This window comes from Thiomicrorhabdus xiamenensis (assembly GCF_013282625.1).
In the GTDB taxonomy this organism is placed as follows: domain Bacteria; phylum Pseudomonadota; class Gammaproteobacteria; order Thiomicrospirales; family Thiomicrospiraceae; genus Thiomicrorhabdus; species Thiomicrorhabdus xiamenensis.
Genome location: NZ_CP054020.1, coordinates 777,238 through 797,378, shown reverse-complemented (window position 1 = coordinate 797,378; position 20,141 = coordinate 777,238). Strand labels below are relative to the sequence as shown.

Genomic DNA, 20,141 nt, shown 5'->3' with positions numbered 1-20,141 from the left:
TATTTCGCCATGGTTACGGCGTTTTCTTACCGACCACAAAACCATTACTATAGCGTAAATCAAAGGTCTCTGCGGATTTTATCAGGTCTTGCGATAATTGCTTATAGGCCTGAAAAAAGAGACGCAGTTTTCTCTGCCACTGCTCGTCTTCCAGTATCACACTCTGACCGCTTGCCAGATAGATCTGCCAGATTTTACCCGGCTTGTACGCCAGACCGACCAGAGCAATATTCTGTTTCTGAAACAGTTCGTTAATTTCGACCCAGCGCTGCAATACCAACTGGCTGGAATCCAGACTGCCGTCAAGGACCACCAGATCCCGATAGCCTTCGATACTATAAGGAAAAAACACCTGCCCCTGATGATTGATCAAACCGCTCTCGCCCCAACGGGCAACCGGTTTCTGCTCAAAGACCTGGACATCCAGCTTATCCGGCCAAACCCGGCTGACTTCGGCTTTAACCACCCAGTCAAGCTGTGTCAGACGCCCCTGAATCTCGTCGATCGGTACGTCCCAGAAAGAGACGCCGAGATAACTTTTTAAAACCCGGTCGATATCTTCCGGCCGGACTTCATTTAACTGTGATTGAACATGATACGAACTGATGCCTTTGGAAAACCAGTGATCTCCGCCTTTATTCGGCAGCATCAGCCAGGCACTGAAGACCAGTGCCAGTGCCGTAATCAAAAGCCAGAAAGCCACCTTGGGCAACTTGGACGGCTCCGCGCCCAGTTTATTGGGGCTTTCCTGCTCGACTTCGGCTTGTTCTGGAATCATAAAAGCGGACACCCTTTTCAAACGCTAAGCTATTTCGCTCGCTGCAGAATACGTTTGACCAACTGCTGGAAATCGATCCCCTGCGCTTTCGCCGCCATCGGCACCAGACTGTGATCAGTCATTCCCGGCACGGAGTTCAATTCGATCAGCCACGGCTGGTTATTTTCATCCAGCATCAGGTCGACTCGCCCCCAAGTATCGGAGCCGACAACGGCAAATGCCTGAAGAACGATTTTCTGAATCGATTCCGTCAATCCGGAATCCAGGTCCGCCGGACAAAGATATTGCGTATCGTTGGACTGATATTTGGCTTCGTAATCGTAAAAGACATTATTGGTCTTTAACTCGATTAACGGCAAAGCTTCGCCGTCAAGAACCGCACAGGTAAATTCGCGACCGGTAATCCATTGTTCGATCAGCACCTCTTGATCGAATTTCTGCGCTTCATCGACCGCCGCCTGCAATTGCGGCATTGAGTCTACTTTCTGCATTCCGATACTCGATCCCTCATGAACCGGCTTGACGATCACCGGGAACTGCAACGGAAAATTTTCTGTATTCAACGGTCTATGCTCGTTTACCCAGACAAAGTTCGGTGTCGGCAGATCCGCACCGCGCCACATCCATTTGGTGCGTAATTTATCCATGGCAATCGCAGAAGCTGCCATTCGGCTTCCGGTAAACGGCATTTGCAAATCTTCGAGAATGGCCTGAACGGTTCCGTCCTCACCCCAGCGCCCATGTAAAGCGATAAAAGCAACATCATACTCTTCGGAAACTTGCTGCAGTTGCGACAGGTTGGAAACGTCAATCCCCGTCGCGTCAATGCCCTGCGCCTGCAAGGCTTCGGTTACCGCCTGACCACTGCGCAGCGAGATTTCTCTTTCCGCCGCGACGCCGCCCATTAAGACGGCAACTTTACTTTGTTCACTTAACTCGAATAGCACTCTCAATCCCTTGTTTGATTCTTATCACGACGGCTTCGCTGAAAACACTCTAATCCTGAACGTTATCCGCCCATTTTTTCGCCAATTGACCGATATCACCGGCACCCATCACCAGCAACAGGTCATCGTCGGTTAGCACTTCCGAGCAGAGCGTATCAAGTTCTTCAAGACTTTCGGCATAGATTCCATGCCCGCCACGAGTACGCAATGCCTGCAGAAGCGCTTTGGAATCGAAGTTTGCCAGCGGTTTTTCGCCGGCCGGATAAACCTCGCTCAAAATAACCAGATCGGCCATCAGCAATGCCTGTACAAAATCATCGAACAGATCGCGTGTGCGGCTGTAGCGGTGCGGCTGGAAGAGCAAAACCAGACGTTTATCTTCAAAAGCGTTACGCGCAGTCTGCAACGTCGCCTTCAATTCCGTCGGATGATGTCCGTAGTCATCAACCAGTGTGACCTTGTGGCCACCGATCACTCTATGCGGATAGACTTCAAAGCGACGCCCCACGCCGGCAAACTCCTGCAATGCCTTCTGGATCGAGGAAACATCCACATCCAGTTCAAGCGCGACGCATATTGCGGCCAAGGCATTCAGAACATTATGTTCACCTGGAATATTCAAGCACACCGGAAGCAGTGCGTCCTGCTCCGGAAGTTTGACGTCAAAGCGCATAGTCATACCGTCCGCACGGACATTCACCGCACGGACATCGGCGTCTTCGCTGAACCCGTAACTAAGGAATTTACGACTGATTTTCGGTAGGATTTCGCGGATATTATCGTCGTCCAGACAGACAATAACCTTGCCGTAGAACGGCAGACGCTGGATGAACTCGATAAAGGTGTTTTCCAGATTCCGGTAATCACCCTGATAGGTTTCCATATGGTCCTGATCGATATTGGTAATCACCGAAAGCATCGGCGTCAGATGCAGGAAAGAAGCGTCGGATTCGTCCGCTTCGGCAACCAGATACTGGCTGGCACCGAGGCGGGCATTGGAACCGATCTGATTAAGCTTTCCGCCAATTACATACGTCGGATCGATGCCGCCCTGCGTCAATACCGCGGCGGTCAGACTGGTGGTCGTGGTTTTCCCGTGAGTTCCGGCGATCGCAATCCCGAAACGCACACGCATCAACTCCGCCAGCATTTCGGCACGCGGGATCACCGGAATACGCGCTTCACGGGCCCATTCGACCTCGGGATTATCTTTGCCAATTGCCGTCGAAACGACAACCACATCAGAATGCTTTACATGTTCGGCATTGTGCCCGATCTGAATCAGGGCGCCTAAAGAGATAAGATGCTCGACTGTCGCATTCTTACGAATATCGGAACCGCTGACGGTATAGCCTAAATTCAGACAAACTTCGGCAATGCCGGCCATGCCGACGCCGCCGATTCCGACAAAATGAATCTGTTTAACTTGTTCTTTCATTCCCGAAAAGATCTATTTCCAAAACACTATCTGCGCATATCATACAATGCTCCGCAGCGGAATTTGAGATTTTCCCTCTACTTTATATGCGTTTATTTGCGCTTTTAGCCTTTTCGGTCTTCTTGTTGCAGAATCCGGCAAACGCCTACTCATGCCGCAAAGCGTCAATCGGATTAAGGCGCGCCGCATTCCGCGCCGGAAAATAACCGAACAGCACGCCCACCATCGCCGAAAAGACAAACGCCAAAGCGATAATGCTGTAATCGAGCATAAAGGGAATCCCCATCAATGCGCTACCGACAGAAGACGCCAGCAAGGCGAGCAGAATTCCGATAATCCCGCCCAGAGACGACAGTACGACCGCCTCAACCAGGAACTGCAACAGAACCTCTTTTTCCAAAGCTCCGATCGCCATACGTATGCCGATCTCCCGAGTTCGCTCGGTCACTGAAACCAGCATGATATTCATAATCCCGATGCCGCCGACAATCAGGCTGACGGCCGCCACGGCCCCCAACAACATTGTCATCACCTTGGTGGTTCCTGTCAGGGTATTGGTTATCTCGCGGGTATCCATAACCGAAAAGTCGTTCTTTTCGTTATCGCTTAAGTGACGCCGATCACGCAACAGCATCGTAATCGCACGGTTCACCACATCCGTATCGATATTAGGTTTTACCGAAATACGGATCATGCTGACATCCTGATTACCGGTCAAGCGACGCTGCACCGTTTTGATCGGCATAATAATCGTATCGTCCTGATCGCTGCCCATCATCGACTGTCCCTTGGCTTTCAACAGACCGATCACCTCACAGGAAAAACTGCCCAAACGCAGCTTTTTACCCAAAACATCTTCTCCGCTGAACAGCTCTTTGGCAATGGTATTCCCGATCACGCAACGGTTTTTGCCGGACTTGAGCTCGTTGTCGGAAAATTTGCGCCCCGCAGCCAGTTCCCAGTTCCCGGTAATAAAGTAATCGTTATTACTGCCGACAACGGAACTGGACCAGTTTTCATTGCCGTAAACAGCGGTAACGGATGCGTTAGCCGTCGGCGCCACGGCAACAATCGATGCAACCTGCTGACGAATGGCGTCGGCATCCTCGAGAGTGAAACTTTTCCCGCCCGAACGCTGTCCCGGCCCCATACGCTGACCGGGACGAACCATCAGCAGATTACTGCCGAGGCCGGAGATTTCCGCCGCCACCTGAGCGGTTGCACCATTCCCCAGAGTCACCATGGTAATGACCGCCGCGACCCCGATAATGATCCCCAGCATGGTCAAAATAGAGCGCATAAGGTTGCGTCGAATCTCTCGCACGGCCAGCAGAAATGCATTCCAGATCATTGCTTCGCCTCCTGATATTGATCGCGTTCGACCTTGCCGTCAACGAAGTGAATCAAGCGATTGGCGTAGGCTGCCATCTCCGGCTCATGCGTTACCATCAGAACGGTAATCCCCAGATCGGAATTGAGCCGACTGAGCAACGCCATAATCTCTTCACTGCGCGCCGTATCCAGATTCCCGGTCGGTTCGTCGGCCAGCAGAACTTTAGGATTGGTCACCAGTGCCCGGGCAATCGCCACCCTCTGTTGCTGACCGCCCGAAAGCTCTCCCGGCGCGTGATCTTCCCAACCTTGCAATCCGACCAGTTCCAACGCTTTACGCGCCGCCGCATGTCTTTCACTGCGTTTTAAACCGCGATAAACCAAAGGCAGCTCGACATTTTCCAGCGCCGAGGTACGGGCCAGAAGGTTAAACCCCTGAAACACGAAACCGAGATAATTGCGTCTCAAAAGCGCACGCTGGTCGCGGTTCAACGTTTCCACATGAATACCGTGAAACAGATATTGTCCCGATGTCGGCGTATCCAGACACCCAAGAACATTCATTACCGTCGATTTGCCCGAACCGCTCGGCCCCATAATGGCGACAAACTCGCCCTGATAAATCTGAAAATCGACCCCTTTAAGAGCCAGAAACTCCGATCCGCCCTTTCCGTAGGCTTTAACAACCTCGTTGAATTCGATCAGAGGTGCTTGCTGAGAGTTCATTGCAAAGGCACCTCGACACCGACAATCAGCTCACCCCCTTCCGCAAGTTCGCCTTCCAGCACCTCGACCATTCGCCCGCTGCTTTCGCCGGTCTTAACCAACAGTGCTTCAGGCAACCCTTGATTCAGGCGCCATACCCGCTGATAACCTTGCGGAACCGACTCTTTTTTCACCGTCATATTGCTGCCACTGCGTGGACGCGGCATTAAGGAATCCAGCACACTTTTATCCTGAACTTCCTGACCGTCACCCAGCAACTCCGGCGTAAACCGGGTCGCGGCGATCGGAATCATCAAGGTGTTCAAACGTTCCTTAACCAGGATGTCCGACGTCGCCGTCATGCCCGGGCGCAATTTCAAATCCGGATTATCGACTTCAAGCAAAGTCGTATAGGTCACTACGCCGTCGGTGCTCTCGGAACCGAAGCGCACCTGTTTGATTGTTGCCGGAAATTTCTGATTCGGGTAAGCATCCACGGTAAAACTCGCTCTCTGCCCGGCTTCAACCAGACCGACATCCGCCTCGTCCACATCCACCTGCAATTCCATCTTGGTTAAATCTTCGGCCAGGGTAAACAGTACCGGTGCGGTCATGGACGCCGCTACCGTCTGACCGACCTCTATCGAACGGATCAGCACAATTCCATTGATCGGCGACACGATTGCGGATTTTTTGATATCCGTCAGATACTGTTCAAGACTGGCCTTCGCCTGCTCCACCTGAGCGACAGCGGTTTGCTTTGCTGCCTGAGCGCGTTGCATACTGGCCTGAGCAGCCAGTAAATCGGCCTGCGACGGCAGTTTACCGGCACTCATTTTACGAATGTTTTGCAGACGCAGGTATTGAGCTTCCGCCTCTTGAAGCGTCGCTTCGGCTTCAAGGACACCGGCTTCGGCCACTTTCAGAGACGCTTTCGACTGCAATACCTGTGCCTCGAGTTTATCGGTATTCAATTTCGCCAGCAGCTGTCCTACCTCTACCCGGTCGTTATAATCGACCAGAACTTCATCGATCTTCCCGGATAATTCACTGCCCACTTCGACCTCGTTGGTCGGCTGTAAGGTTCCAGTTGCCGAAACCGTGACTCGAATATCTCCCTTGGAGACTTTCCCCAGCTCGTATATCGGTTGACCGCTCGCCGGCGTGCTCTGGACATAGAGCCAAAAGCCATAGACAACCGCTACTGCAAATAAAACCGTAAACGCCCAACGCCATTTTTTCGACTTGGTTTGACGATCCAACTGCAACTCCTGCTGCAAACGTTCCATGTCGTTACTGGCTTGACTATCATTTTGCATGGCTTACCTCTTCCACTTCTGCCGTCTTATCTACTGGAGCGGCATTATTTTCTGTTATGTTCTTGTTATCGCCCGCTTCTGTGGCTTGCTGCATTGCCCAGTGTCCTGCGACCGCTTTGGACAAAGTAATCACCTGGGCCAACTCGGATGCACGCGCCTCGACACTTTGCTTACGTAACGACAATCGGGTTCTTTGTGCCTCCATGACATCGGAAAAGTCGAGTTCCCCGGCCTGGTACTGTATCAATGCCAACTTCTCCTCTTCCTGAGAAATTTGCAGTGCAGACTCCAGCGCCAGAAAGGTTTCTCGGCTGTGCTGCAAATTGGCCAATGCATTTTCGGTCTCCTGCAAAGCGCTCAATACCGTCTTGCGGTATTGCAGAACCGCCTGCGCTTCAGCCTCCTGCTGTGCATCAAGCTGTCCCTGACGCAACTCGCCGTCAAACAAGGTTTGCGCAACACTGGCCGACAAGGACGACACCAGTGATCCAATATTAAACAGATCACTCAAATTGCTCGCCCCCCAACCTAAACGGCCGCCAAGCGCAAAACTCGGCAGGAGGTTGGCTTTGGCTACGTCGGTTTGTGCCATAGCGGCAAGCACTCGCTGCTCGGCCGCTCTGACATCCGGTCTTTGGCGCAACACTTCGGACGGCAACGGCAGAAAGATTGAGTCGGGGATTGTCGGCAAATCGGAAATATCGTTTAAGGCTGTCGGAAGCTCCCCCGGCTGTCGTCCCAGTAGAACGGCCAGCTGATGCTGCGACTCCAAGATACTTTGACGCAGCGGTGGAAGCGTCGCTATCGTCTGCTGATAACTACGTCGTGCTTGCTCAACATCGAACTGCGATACCTGCCCTGCTTCCGCTTGCCAGATCGTCATCTGCAAGGTTTCCCGCCAACTTGACAAAGATTCTTCGGTAATCGCCAACTGCGCCTGAGTACTGCGTAAGGAAACATAATAGTTGGCCACTTCGGCACTCAAGGAAACCAGCGTATCGGCAAAGTCTGCCTGCGCCGCCGACAATTCGGAATCCGCCGCTGAAAGAGCGCTACGATTCGCACCAAAAACATCCGCTTCCCACGAGGCATCAATAACGGTCGAATAGGCGTCCGTAGTAACATTTGTATCATGATTACGGCTGGCACTGTAAGCACCGCTGGCAGTCACTGTCGGAAACAGCGTCGCATTGGCTTGCTTACGGTAGGCGCGAGCCTGGCGAATGGCCGACTGTGCCGAAAGCACATCCGGATTAGCTTGGATCGCTTCTTCAATCAGACGGTTCAGCAACGGTTCCTGCAATGTTTGCCACCACGGCGGACGCTCGTTCACGTCGGCGCTTTCACCCTGGTAAAAACTGCGCGAAACCTCAGACTCCTCTTTATTTGCCTGCCACTGTTCAGGCGCCTTTTCCCGCGGCACTTCCCGAACCTGCGGCGCGGTACAGGCGGATAAGAAACAAACGGCCAGTGCGCCGCTTATTAAGGGGAGTTTCATGCTTTATCTCCTTTCTGTGAACCGGTTCGATTATGAATGCCTGTCCAACACACTTATTTTTTGTGGGCGTCATAGAGGGTTAAGAAACGTTTCCGGCCAAGCCGAAGCGCCAGATGGCGCCGCTTAGAGATACTATAAAACACCGCCGCTCAACAGTGTTTCAGGAAATAAGGAAAAAATAAGGAAAAGCGTGTCGGCAGGTCAATGAACCGATACGGACAGACACAAAGCACAGACATAAGCCGCCGACACGAGCAATGCAAATGTCCCTAGAGGAAAAACGATAGTTATTGCAGAGTCGTAGCGGAGTTATCGGTTTCCGGAGCATCCGGACTTTCATTTCCGGCGATCTCGCCCGGCTCAGAAACCGGTTGCGGAATGACCCAATAAAATTGCGCCAATATGACGGCCAGCTCAGTGGGCTTGGCAAGCGGATCGGTGATTTCGTATTGCGAATTTCCGCCACCGATCGAGCCTTTCTGCAGCGCCTGATCAATCATCGTAAGAATCGTCTCCACGCCCTCGCCGAGTAACTCTTTGCGCTCCGGATTCCACCAGAGCTGGAGTGTTTCGCGACCCGAAATATGCGGCAGCGGTTCCAGTTCCAGAAAAATCCACTCCAGCGGGGGATTCTCCTGTTTAGATTCAGTTGTCATCAAGCACCTGCATTGTTTGGGTTAAATGTATTTCAAACCATTCTAGCAAAATCCCTTTCCTCCAATCCCTAAAAGCAAAAAACCTCTGCGAAAAATTTCGACAGAGGTTTTATCACTGTTAGCGGTACTTGTAGCTGACATTGGCTTTACAGCAGCATATCCTTGGCTTCATTCAGTGAATCGATCAAGCGGTCAATGTCCGCAAAGTTATTGTAAACACCGAAAGAGGCGCGGATCGTCGCTGGAACATTAAAGTGCTGCATCACCGGCATGGCGCAATGGTGGCTGGCGCGCACGGCAATCCCATCCTGATCCATCAGCGTCGCCATATCGTGCGGATGAACACCGTCAATCACAAAAGAGACTACGCCGCCTTTATTGTCCGCTTCGCCGATCACCTTCAAGCCATCGATCTCTTTGAGACGCTCGGTCGCATAGGTCAACAACTCGGCTTCATAGGCCGCAATCTCATCCAGGCCGATATCCTGCAGAAACTTCATCGCCTCGCCCAGACCGATCGCCCCTTCAATATGTGGCGTGCCGGCCTCGAACTTATAAGGCAACACATTGTATTCGGTCTTATCGAAGGTGACCGAGTAGATCATATCCCCACCACCCTGATAAGGCGGCATGGCTTCCAGAAGAGCTTCCTTGGCATACAACACGCCGATGCCGGTCGGGCCATACATTTTATGGCCGGACAGCGCGTAAAAGTCACAATCGATATCCTGTACATCAACCTGCATATGCGGTGTCGCCTGAGCGCCGTCGACCAGAACTTTCGCGCCAACCGAACGGGCGATTTCCGCCATTTCCTTCACCGGGTTAATGGTTCCCAAAGCGTTCGACATCTGAGTCACGGCCAGCAGTTTGGTTTTTTCCGAAACCATGCCTTTCAACGCATTCAGGCAGACTTCCCCCTTCTGATTGATGCGCAGCACCGACAGGCGGATACCGATCTGGTCGCGTAACAGCTGCCATGGAACAATATTCGAGTGGTGTTCCATTTCGGTGATAATAACCTCATCACCGGCTTTCAGATTGGCACGCGCCCAGGATTGCGCAACCAGATTGATCGCTTCGGTGACACCGCGAACGAAAACGATTTCGCGCGTCGATTTTGCATTCAGGAATTGGCGTGCCGTTTCACGAGCGCCTTCATACAGCTCCGTGGCACGTTCGCTCAAGCCATACACACCGCGGTGTACATTGGCATTCTGCCAGCGATAGTAATCGTCTACCGCTTTGATAACCCGTTCCGGCTTTTGCGAAGTGGCGCCATTGTCCAGATAAACCAGTGATTGCCCATTCTCTTCCTGCCGCAGAATCGGAAACTGTTCGCGAATTTCAGCAAACTTTGCTTTCATTAAAAACCTCTTAAATTCGACTCGATGGCGCACTTAGGCCAGATGCGTTTTTTCCAACGCTGTTTCCAGCTCACTCATCACCCAGTGACGGATCTGCTCATCGGCAATCTCTTCGGCTGGTTCCAACAGAAACGCCTTGGTGATCATGCGCATCGCATTCGCCTTATCGATACCACGGGCTTTCAGATAGAAAATCTGATTTTTGTCGATCTGACCCGTTGCCGAACCGTGCGAACACTGAACATCATCCGCATAAATCTCCAACTTCGGCTTGGCATCCATTTTTGCCTTATCGGAAAGAAGAAGGTTTTTGTTATCCATCTGACCGTCAGTCTTCTGCGCCTGCTGATCGACACGGATCATGCCGTCGAAAACACCGACCGCATCGTCGTCCAGAACATACTTGTGCAGCTGACGGCTGAAGCCCCATTCCTGATTGTGCTCGGTATAGGTACGTGAATCGACCGTCTGTTTTCCGCTGGCAATACAGGCGCTGTTTTGACTGTTTTCAATTCGCTCGCCGTCCATATAAAGATGGTTCTGGTGGCGACTGACAACGCAGCCGGTAGAGGCGAAGAACGTATTGAAATGACTTTCCTGAGCCTGAGTAATGAACTGGTTATTAAAGTAATAACTTTCGCCATTCTGTTGTTGCAGAATGACCTGCTTGACGCGCGCATGCTTGGCAACATTGATCTCGGTAACGATGTTGTTGCACCCGGCACCTTCCGAATGCAGGGATACATAGCGCTCAACCAAAGTGACTTCGGCATTCTGGCCGACATCGATTCGATTGCGAACCGCACTCAAGTGCTCAGCCTTGGTTTGCAGGTGCAGAATAAACAACGGCAACTCCAAAGTGGTATTGTCCGCCAACTGCAGACTGAAACCATCGTTCATCAACATGGAGTTCATACAGCCGAAAGGCTCCGACAGAATTCGCTCTTCGTCGGCAAACAACTGATCCAGCGCGCTGTTCATGCTCAGCGTATCGGAAAAGGATTCCAAACTGATTCCTTTCGGTAGCTCGGAAAGATCATCCGACAAAGATTCGCTGAACCAACCGTCAACGAAAACCAGCTTAATGACCGGGAAGCCCGGCATATAACTTTGAACCTTGTCCGCAACCGCTTCGGAAGTTCCCGCTGTCGAAAAATGATGCTGAATAAAACCGGTCAGCTTGGTATATTTCCAATCTTCATCTTTCGCAGTCGGAAATGCCTCTGCCGAAAACTTAGCCTGAGCATTGTCACGAATCTGCTTTAAAAAACCATTTTCCGCGGCACTTTTGGCCTGTGCTTGCTGCAAATAAAAATCGCGCGCCTGCTGCGCGACCGGAGAGAGTTTTTTCGCCATTGCTTAATCCCCTCTCGATTACGCGTTTTTATACTGCTGAACAATCTCGTCGTAGCCGTTTTCTTCCAGCTCCAGCGCCAGTTCAAAACCACCGGACTTGATGATTCGACCATCATACAAAACATGAACATGATCCGGCTTGATGTAGTCCAGAAGGCGCTGATAGTGGGTCACGACAATGAAGCTGCGCTCGTCGGAACGCAATGCATTAACCCCGTTGGCAACCTGACGCAAAGCATCGATATCCAGACCGGAATCGGTTTCATCCATAATGCACAGTTTCGGCTCCAACAGAGCCATCTGGAAAATATCGTTACGTTTTTTCTCACCACCGGAGAAGCCCACATTTACCGAACGTTCCAACAGGTCGGCACGCATATCCAGCAATTCGATTTTCTCTTTGGCGTATTCGTCGAAGTCGAACATATCCAAAGCGGCCAGACCGCGTTCTTCGCGCATCGCATTAACCGCAGTCTGCATAAACAGTTTGTTACTGACGCCCGGAATTTCAACCGGATACTGGAAAGCCAGAAACAGGCCTTTGCGCGCACGTTCTTCCGGGTCAAGATCCAACAGATCTTCACCGTCGAATTCGACTTCACCGCCGGTCACTTCATAATCTTCACGTCCGGCCAGAACACTTGCCAGCGTACTTTTACCGGCACCGTTAGGCCCCATAATGGCATGCACTTCACCTGGCTTCACTTCAAGGTTCAAGCCTTTCAAAATCTGCTTTTCTTCGATTTCCGCTTGTAGATTTTCAACTTTTAGTAGCATGATATTTTCACTTCAAAATTTTTAAATTAGCTTGTCCGCTCAGCGCCGTTAGACGCCGTTGCGGCTGAATAAGGTTATCTTGATCCTGCGGATCTTTTTGGTCTTTTCAGATCGTTAACCGACCGAGCCTTCCAGCGAGATCGCCAGCAGCTCTTCCGCTTCCTGGGCAAACTCCAGCGGCAGTTCGGAAAAGACCTCTTTACAGAAGCCGTTGACGATCATCGAAATCGCATCCTGCTCGGAAATTCCGCGCTGCTGACAGTAAAACAGCTGATCTTCTCCGATTCGCGAAGTCGTCGCCTCGTGTTCAATCTGTGCCGACGAATTTTCCACTTCAATATAAGGGAAAGTATGCGCACCGCACTGGTCGCCGATCAGCATCGAATCACACTGGGTAAAGTTACGCGCACCTTCCGCCGACGGCATGATTTTTACTTCACCGCGGTAAGTGTTGTCACTCTTACCGGCCGACAGCCCTTTGGAGATAATCGTGCTGCGGGTGTTTTTACCGATATGGATCATCTTGGTTCCGGTATCCGCCTGCTGACGTCGGTTGGTCAAAGCGACCGAATAGAATTCACCAATTGAATTATCTCCTTTAAGGATACAGCTCGGATATTTCCAGGTGATCGCCGAACCGGTCTCCGCCTGCGTCCAGGAAAGTTTCGAGTTCTTGCCTTCGCAGACACCGCGCTTGGTTACAAAGTTCAGAATCCCGCCTTCGCAGTCTTCGTCACCCGGATACCAGTTCTGCACCGTCGAGTATTTGACTTCGGCGTCTTCGTGCACGATCACCTCAACCACTGCCGCGTGCAGCTGGTAAGTATCGCGAACCGGCGCCGAGCACCCTTCCAGATAACTCACATAACTGCCTTTTTCGGCAATCAGAATGGTACGTTCGAACTGACCGGTTTTCGCTTCATTGATACGGAAATAGGTCGACAGATCAATCGGACAGCGAACGTCTTCCGGGATATACACAAAGGTTCCATCGGAAGCGACTGCCGAGTTAAGCGCTGCAAAATAGTTGTCATGGTATGGCACAACCGTACCGAGATATTTCTGTACCAATTCCGGATGGTCCTGAACCGCTTCCGAGAAGGAACAGAAAATAATCCCGTATTTTGCCAATTCTTCACGCTTGGTCGTCGAAACCGAAATCGAGTCAAAAATCGCATCGACCGCCACATTGGCATCGTCACCGGCAATCGGTACACCCAGCTCGGCAAAGGCTTTGGCCACTTCCGGATCGATTTCCGGTTCGCCATCCTCTTCAGTTGAACAGGCATCACCACAGCTTCCACACTCCGGAGCCGAGTAGTAGGAGTAATCCTGATAATCCAAAGGTTCATACTTCGCTTTGGCCCAATGCGGTTCCTGCATTTTCTCCCAATGTCGGAAAGCCTTCAGACGGAACTCAAGCATCCATTCCGGCTCGTTTTTCTTGGCCGAAATCGCACGAACCACTTCTTCATTGATTCCTTTTTCAAAAGTCTCGACCTGGGTTCTGGTTTCAAACCCCTCGCGATAATTGAATTTCTTTTTCAGAATCTCATTGATTTCTTCGTATTCGGACTCGACCTGCCCTTGTCGGGTCAAATCGAGCATTTGATTTGCTTCAGCCATATTACTAACGCCTAATATTTTAATTTCGGAGCATTTTAGTGGGTTATTACCGCAAAGTCCATTTTGAGCGCCTTTTTCCGGTATGAAAAAACGATCTCAACCCTGCGAATAAAAGGGTTATTTTTTATTAAAATTCATACAGTTAATTGTATCATTGATTGCATGCTTGCAGCATTTGTTGCAACCACGCCTTATCGAGGTCGAAGCCCTGCAGACGTAACTGCTTGTCCCGCAAGGCAATTTCCCGTTCGTCCGCAGCAAAGGTATCCCAGCGGTACGCCGCCCCTTCGAGCGCGACGCGGTTGTCATATTCTAAAGTCTCCAATACGCCCTGAACCCGGATCAATTTCATTCCAAGTGCAGTTTTTGCATTATCCAAGACCATCAGCAGATGCTCCAAACTGACCCGATTCAATCTGAACTCGAAGCTCTGCAGATCGGCAAACCGATTCTGCGGCAGCGGACGCTTTTGCGGAGTCCGTTCTAACAGGGCGCTCAATCCCTGCGGCACGGCCTGTTGCAGACTCATTAACACCGGCGTATCCGCGGCGTTGTCACGTAACCAGTTTTTCCACGCCATCTGAACCGATAATTCCGATGCTTCCAAAAAATTCAGCACGATTGAATCCGCAGCCGTAATCAGCTGTTGCAAAATCTCTTCCAGCCACAGGTCCCTCGGCATCTGCCAAAACGAACGGCTATCAATCACCAGGCATTTGTGCCGGGATTCTTCGCAATAGACTTTGTCCAAAGCCTGAACATCGAGGACATCTATAGCCTGACCCGATGATTTACGCCATTGTTCGGCAAGACGATGCTTGCCGCTCCCCGGCAACCCATAGAGCAACACCCGAGCTTGCATGCGATATTCCTTTGCGCTTAATCCGCCAGACACTGCATGAACGAGTCGGTCAGATAAGCACTGAAACGGTCATACAGCAGATAATTTTTCTGCGGTCCTGTGCCTTTCTCGGCTAAAAGATAACTGGTTCCCATCGGATCCAGAGAACCGATTTTAGTGTCGGTCCCTTCGGTCAGACGCTGCATCTGCTTTGAAGGAAACTGCGGTTCCTGAAAAACACATTTGACCTGATTGTGTTGAATCTTTTCCCGTAACTCCGCGAGTCGCTTCAAACTTGGCGGAATCTCCGGATTAAGACGCACCGAACCAACGCCCTTAAGCTGGTAATGATGTTCAAAATACTGAAAAGCATCATGCAGAACAAAAAACGCTTTATCCTGCACGGTTTGCAGACGTTGACGATTCATTTGATCCTGCTGATCCAACTTCGCCAGCCAGTCCGCTTCGCGCTGACGATAAGCGGACGCTTTCTGTGGCTGCTGCTTTTGCAGCCACTCGGAAGCCGCACGAACCGCCTGACGGGCATTGTTCATCGACATCCAGATATGCCCGTCATAATTTAATTCATCGTGCCCGTGATGATCATGGTGATCGTGATCGTCATGCTCGTCTTCGACAACCGCTTTGCCCGGTTTTCTTTCCCAGAGGCCGCCCTTGCGAACAGGCAGCTTTTCGACATTGGTCAAATCCGCCAGACGGATTTTATTGGCTTCAACTCGTTGCGCATATTTATTTACCCAAGCATCAACCGGACTGCCGGCAGTGATCAGCAAATCGCTCTGCGACAGAATGCGCAGATGTGACGGTTTAAGCTGAAAACCGTGCGGACTGACGCCAGGCTTGAGCAAAACCTCAATATTGTCGTCTTCATCCAGCAGAGGCGCAATCATCCCGGCCAAAGGCGGGATCGTTACAGTCACTTGTAAAGCCTGAACGGGAACGACGAAGAAGGAAACCGTCACAAGCACAGGCAGTTGAAAAAATCGGGCAAATCTCATTTTTTGTAAATTCCTTAAAAGCAGAGTGCAAAACCGAGCACCACATCACGTCCCTTACGGGCTTACTTTGAGTTTTTTAACGGCGATCAAGCAAAATTAGCTAAAAAGCACCTTAAATGCTTCTCTGATGCCACATAATGTCTTACTCTTTCACAAACCAGAGTCCAGAGCGGTTTATGATAATACCGGTTCAACTCATTAATCTTCCAGTTTAGCAAAAGGTAGCAAAACCCCAAATGCATAAGGCAAATTCTTTACGCGAGCCGGCTGAACCCGAAAAGTCACCCTCACAGAATACGCAACTCATCGAAGCCATCAATTTGTGTCACAGCTTCGGTGACCAGGACGTCCTTCAAGACATCTCTCTGACACTGCATCGCGGTGAAATCATCACCCTTATCGGTCCGAACGGTGCCGGTAAGTCGACGCTTCTGAAAATCCTGTTAGGCTTACTGAAACCGTCCTCCGGAGAGGTCTGGCGCCGCCCGAATCTTCGCATCGGTTTTATGCCTCAGAAGATCCAGATCGATCCAACCCTGCCGATGACAGTGGAAAGATTTTTGGCACTTGGAAAACAGGCAAATTTAAAACCGGATGCGGATGATACCACAATCTCCAGCCAACAGATTCTCGAAGACCTGAACCTGCAGGCTTTATTAAACAAACCGATCCAGAAAATATCCGGCGGCGAAATGCAGCGGGTTCTGCTGGCCAGAGCGCTCTGTACCCGACCGCAGCTATTGGTTCTTGATGAACCTGTACAAGGGGTTGATATTCAGGGGCAATCGGAAATCTACCAATACATCAATCAGATCCGCAATAAATACCAGTACGGCATTTTAATGGTCAGCCACGACCTGCATATCGTAATGAAACATACCGATCAGGTGCTGTGCCTTAACCGGCATATCTGCTGCTCCGGACATCCGCAGGAAGTCAGCCAATCCGAAGACTTCATCACGCTGTTCGGCGAACATGACCCGGCAATCGCGGTGTATGAACACCACCACAACCCGCATGTTTGCGGACACTCTCACGGCGACGGTCATATACACCTGCACCACCCGGATCAAAAAAGCGATAGCAAATAAAATAAAGGAAACAGGTACCCTATGTTCGAGTTTTCACCTTTTCTGGCAACGGCGTTAATCGGCGGCATTGGGCTGGCGCTGATTTCCGCGCCGCTCGGTGTTTTTGTCGTCTGGCAGAGACAGTCGTATTTCGGCGCAACTCTGGCACACTCAGCCCTTCTCGGCGTCAGCCTGGCGCTACTCATGCAAACCAATCTGAGCGGCACGATCATTGTCGTCTCGCTGCTGATCGCCTGGGGAATCTTCACCCTGAGCCATACGCAGCAGCTTTCGTCCGACACTTTACTGGGCATCCTCGCGCACAGTTCTCTGGCGCTGGGGCTGATTCTGATCAGCCTGCAGGACTCGGTGCAGATTGACCTTATGGGCTATCTGTTCGGGGATATCCTGAGCCTGAACCAAAACGACCTGATACTGATCGCGGTAACCGGCGTGCTGATCGCGCTGTTTTACTGGAAGCACTGGCGGGATATGCTCAACATCACGCTTAATAGCGAACTGGCGCAGGTCGAGGGGACAGAGGTAAAAAAGGTGCAGTTACAGTTTATTCTGCTACTGGCATTTATGATTGCGCTGTCAATGAAAATGGTCGGCGTCCTGCTGGTCACCTCTCTGCTGATCATCCCGGCGGCAGCGGCACGGCGCTTATCCCACACCCCTGAGCAGATGCTCGGTTGGAGTCTGATATTGGGCGTGCTATCGGTATTGACAGGAATTGCCGGATCCTATTGGTATGACCTGCCAACCGGCCCGGCAATCGTAATGATGGCAACCCTGATTTTCGGGCTGCTGCTGTTTAAGAAACAGTAATCTTAATCTTTAATCTGCTTGATCCATTAACTGGTAAAGCAGATTAACCACTTTTTCGCTCTGGCGATCCACGTCGGCCAACCCTTGATCGACAGTTTCATAATCTTCGATCGACTTGGCATCCATTACGCGTTTAATCGCCTGGTGCATCTGCATATGCTCTTCTCCGAGATCTTTCATCAAAGGCAGATGCATTAGCGCCTGCCCTTCACCGTAATACCACTTCCCGAGAACACAGGCCGTATGGTCGGTCGCCGCGTCGTAACTCACGCCGATATTCTCTCCGTCAACAAAGGCGCGGATTTTCGCTTTCCAGGCCAGATGCGCTTCGACCATTTTTTCGAATTGCTCACCATTGCGGGAGTCGGCGATTTTCAGCATTCGCGCCTGTACCTGAGAGTCGACCTTAAACATCAATACCTGCTGCTGCAGAGAATGCGCATTATCAAGCACTTTCTGGCTTTCCTCGGCAGCCTGTTCGATCAACGAAGCGTTACGCTGCGTACTCTGATCCATGCTTGATACCGACTGGTTAACCTGTTCAATACCTTGCGTCTGCTCGGAACTGGCCGTTGAAATATCTTCGATCATCTCGGCCATTTCGCCGATGGAATGATTAATCACCTGCAGCGCATCACTGGTTTGCGCGACATAATTACTACTCTGCTCGGAAATCGCCACCGAATTCTCAATCAGCTTTTTAATCTCTCCGGCTGCTTCTGCCGATTTTGCAGCCAGATTGCGAACTTCTCCGGCAACCACCGCAAAACCGCGTCCGTGCTCACCGGCGCGCGCCGCTTCGACAGCCGCGTTCAAGGCTAACAGATTAGTCTGGAAGGCGATGCTGTCGATCATCGTGATAATGTCACTGATTTTCTGATTCGCTTCCGCCATCGTTTCGGTCGACTTAAGCGCTTGCTGCATCGATTGCAGACCGTTAGTCAGCTTATCGCGCGCCTGAATCGTGACCTGATTGGCCTGCTGGGCACTGTCGGCATTCTGACGCACGCTCTGCGTCATCTGTTCCATGGAACTCGAAGCGCTGACCAGTGCTTGCGCTTGATCGCGCACCCGGTCGGAAATATCCGCATTCCCAGCCGCCATATTGCTGACGCCCTGAACAACCGATTCGGTCACGGCACCGACCTTGGCTACCATACTGGCGGTATTACGCACAGAGCTGTTCAGTGAATCCTTGAGCAACGCCATCTTGCCCTGATATACACCTTCCACCAACTGCGTCAGATCGCCTTCGCTGATTTTTGCCTGAACCTGCGAGACTTCATTAACAAAGTTTTCCAGATCGTTCAGAGTGCGGTTAAGGCTGCTCTGCAAGGGAACAAAGTCTCCCACCACTTCTTTGGTATTGCGCACCGAGAAGTTCCCGCGCGCCAGATCCCCTAGCGTGTCCGAAATCGAATCGACCGTCTGGCGGATCAACTGCGCCGAAGCATCCAGATCGGTAACCACATCCAAAAAAGCGCCCGAAAGATTGACCGAGCGATGGTCGGCAGTTTCCAAAACGCCTTCGCGAAAATTGTGCGCGGTAGTCTGCAGCAGCCGAACCACCGCCGACATCTGTTCGACACCGCGGTTGACCTGCTCTTTCATTGAAGCAAAGTCGCCGCGCAGATCCCCTTCCACTCGACCGGAACAATCTCCGGCCGCCATATCGACCAGTACTTTATTGACGCTGTCCGTTGATTGCTGAACCGTTTCCAGCAGCTTGTTCAAAGCCTGCCCGGTCTCGGCCAGTTCGTCTTTGCCCTTGATCTCTACACGCTGTTTAAGATCACCGTTTTCGGCAACGGACAACAGCGTATTGCGCATACCGTTAATCGGAATCAGAAGGCTTCGCGCCACAATCCCCCCGACTACGGCAAACATCAGCATACTGATAATCAATCCTGTCCACAGATAAAAACTGCTGTCGCTCTGTTGCTGTTTCAACTCGGTAACGGCCGTCGCATTCAGCTGGTTTTCGTATTCTAGGAATTCGCTGACGATTGAGGCAAAATCTTTATATTTAGGACGGAATTCGTTATGCAGAATATCGATCGCCTCTTCACGGAAGCCTTCACTGATCGCGGTATTGAAACTGGCATAGACCAGATTGGCTCCTGAGACATTGGTCCGCAAACGCTGATAGATGTCTTCTTCCTTGGGCTGCAGATTAGAGGCATTCAAAGCCTCGAAAATATCAAAAATTTCTTTGGCGGTGCGTTCCAAGCCTTTTTTAAAGCCGTCCATTTTTTGCTCGTAACCCTCGTCTTCTTCCTCAATCAATACCATATCCAGAAGAATCAATTCGCGTTCATCGGCGCTGTGCTTCAAACTATTGATTAGAGCGACTTTTTTGTCGTTTTCGTTGACGATGCGATCGATCGCCTGATTGGTTTGCGCTATAAGAAACTGCGTAGCGAGATTACTGATAAATAACAATGACAAAGCGGCAATAATCGCCCCCGCCATTTTCAATTTAATGGACACTAAACACTCCTCAGCTTGGATATTATTATTTTTTATAGTTTCCCCATTCTAACAGTGGTTTTCTGGATAATTAACACCCATCAGCACTAAT

The 20,141-nt window shown here is 51.1% G+C and carries 17 protein-coding genes; 2 read left to right on the top strand and 15 right to left on the bottom strand.

Annotation, left to right across the window (positions count from 1 at the left end):
- Positions 1–13 precede the first annotated feature (13 nt).
- The 14 genes from HQN79_RS03635 to HQN79_RS03570 form a co-directional block, all read right to left on the bottom strand.
- On the bottom strand, positions 14–778 hold the full coding sequence (locus HQN79_RS03635; protein WP_173284332.1) for a cell division protein FtsQ/DivIB: 765 nt from the start codon (positions 776–778) through the stop codon (positions 14–16).
- Positions 779–807: 29 nt separating this feature from the next.
- Complete coding sequence (locus HQN79_RS03630; RefSeq protein ID WP_275284708.1) at positions 808–1,725, bottom strand: D-alanine--D-alanine ligase; 918 nt, start codon at positions 1,723–1,725, stop codon at positions 808–810.
- 49 nt (positions 1,726–1,774) lie between these two features.
- Positions 1,775–3,163, bottom strand: a complete 1,389-nt coding sequence (murC, locus tag HQN79_RS03625) for a UDP-N-acetylmuramate--L-alanine ligase (RefSeq protein WP_173284331.1) — start codon at positions 3,161–3,163, stop codon at positions 1,775–1,777.
- Between the two features lie 145 nt (positions 3,164–3,308).
- Positions 3,309–4,514, bottom strand: coding sequence for an ABC transporter permease (locus HQN79_RS03620; protein WP_173284330.1), 1,206 nt, complete (start codon positions 4,512–4,514; stop codon positions 3,309–3,311).
- Positions 4,511–5,221: an ABC transporter ATP-binding protein gene (locus HQN79_RS03615; RefSeq protein WP_173284329.1), complete on the bottom strand. Its 711-nt coding sequence runs from the start codon at positions 5,219–5,221 to the stop codon at positions 4,511–4,513. Before HQN79_RS03615 ends, HQN79_RS03620 begins: the two co-directional genes overlap by 4 nt.
- Entirely contained in the window at positions 5,218–6,519 is a 1,302-nt protein-coding gene (locus HQN79_RS03610; protein ID WP_202984508.1) for an efflux RND transporter periplasmic adaptor subunit, read from the bottom strand. The genes HQN79_RS03615 and HQN79_RS03610 overlap by 4 nt, the downstream gene beginning before the upstream one ends.
- Positions 6,509–8,017, bottom strand: a complete 1,509-nt coding sequence (locus HQN79_RS03605; RefSeq protein WP_173284328.1) for an efflux transporter outer membrane subunit — start codon at positions 8,015–8,017, stop codon at positions 6,509–6,511. The genes HQN79_RS03610 and HQN79_RS03605 overlap by 11 nt, the downstream gene beginning before the upstream one ends.
- A 287-nt stretch (positions 8,018–8,304) precedes the next feature.
- A complete protein-coding gene (locus tag HQN79_RS03600; RefSeq protein ID WP_173284327.1) occupies positions 8,305–8,673 on the bottom strand; it encodes a hypothetical protein in 369 nt (122 codons plus the stop codon).
- Positions 8,674–8,819: 146 nt separating this feature from the next.
- Positions 8,820–10,040, bottom strand: coding sequence for an aminotransferase class V-fold PLP-dependent enzyme (locus HQN79_RS03595; RefSeq protein WP_173284326.1), 1,221 nt, complete (start codon positions 10,038–10,040; stop codon positions 8,820–8,822).
- 33 nt (positions 10,041–10,073) lie between these two features.
- Positions 10,074–11,396 (bottom strand): Fe-S cluster assembly protein SufD, encoded by a 1,323-nt coding sequence (gene sufD / locus HQN79_RS03590; RefSeq protein WP_173284325.1) that lies wholly within the window; start codon positions 11,394–11,396, stop codon positions 10,074–10,076.
- A gap of 18 nt (positions 11,397–11,414) precedes the next feature.
- Entirely contained in the window at positions 11,415–12,173 is a 759-nt protein-coding gene (gene sufC, locus HQN79_RS03585) for a Fe-S cluster assembly ATPase SufC (RefSeq protein WP_173284324.1), read from the bottom strand.
- A gap of 114 nt (positions 12,174–12,287) precedes the next feature.
- The gene (gene sufB / locus HQN79_RS03580) at positions 12,288–13,799 is read right to left on the bottom strand and encodes a Fe-S cluster assembly protein SufB (RefSeq protein WP_173284323.1); all 1,512 of its coding nucleotides are present in this window, start codon (positions 13,797–13,799) and stop codon (positions 12,288–12,290) included.
- Between the two features lie 151 nt (positions 13,800–13,950).
- The gene (locus HQN79_RS03575; protein ID WP_173284322.1) at positions 13,951–14,661 is read right to left on the bottom strand and encodes a GTP-binding protein; all 711 of its coding nucleotides are present in this window, start codon (positions 14,659–14,661) and stop codon (positions 13,951–13,953) included.
- Between the two features lie 17 nt (positions 14,662–14,678).
- Positions 14,679–15,659: a zinc ABC transporter substrate-binding protein gene (locus HQN79_RS03570; RefSeq protein ID WP_173284321.1), complete on the bottom strand. Its 981-nt coding sequence runs from the start codon at positions 15,657–15,659 to the stop codon at positions 14,679–14,681.
- 236 nt (positions 15,660–15,895) lie between these two features.
- Here HQN79_RS03570 and HQN79_RS03565 point away from each other — a divergent pair, with 236 nt between their 5' ends.
- Positions 15,896–16,750: an ATP-binding cassette domain-containing protein gene (locus HQN79_RS03565; protein WP_173284320.1), complete on the top strand. Its 855-nt coding sequence runs from the start codon at positions 15,896–15,898 to the stop codon at positions 16,748–16,750.
- 21 nt (positions 16,751–16,771) lie between these two features.
- Positions 16,772–17,560, top strand: coding sequence for an iron chelate uptake ABC transporter family permease subunit (locus HQN79_RS03560; protein WP_173284319.1), 789 nt, complete (start codon positions 16,772–16,774; stop codon positions 17,558–17,560).
- Positions 17,561–17,569: 9 nt separating this feature from the next.
- Here HQN79_RS03560 and HQN79_RS03555 read toward each other — a convergent pair whose 3' ends face one another.
- Positions 17,570–20,050: a methyl-accepting chemotaxis protein gene (locus HQN79_RS03555; protein ID WP_238843418.1), complete on the bottom strand. Its 2,481-nt coding sequence runs from the start codon at positions 20,048–20,050 to the stop codon at positions 17,570–17,572.
- Positions 20,051–20,141 lie beyond the last annotated feature (91 nt).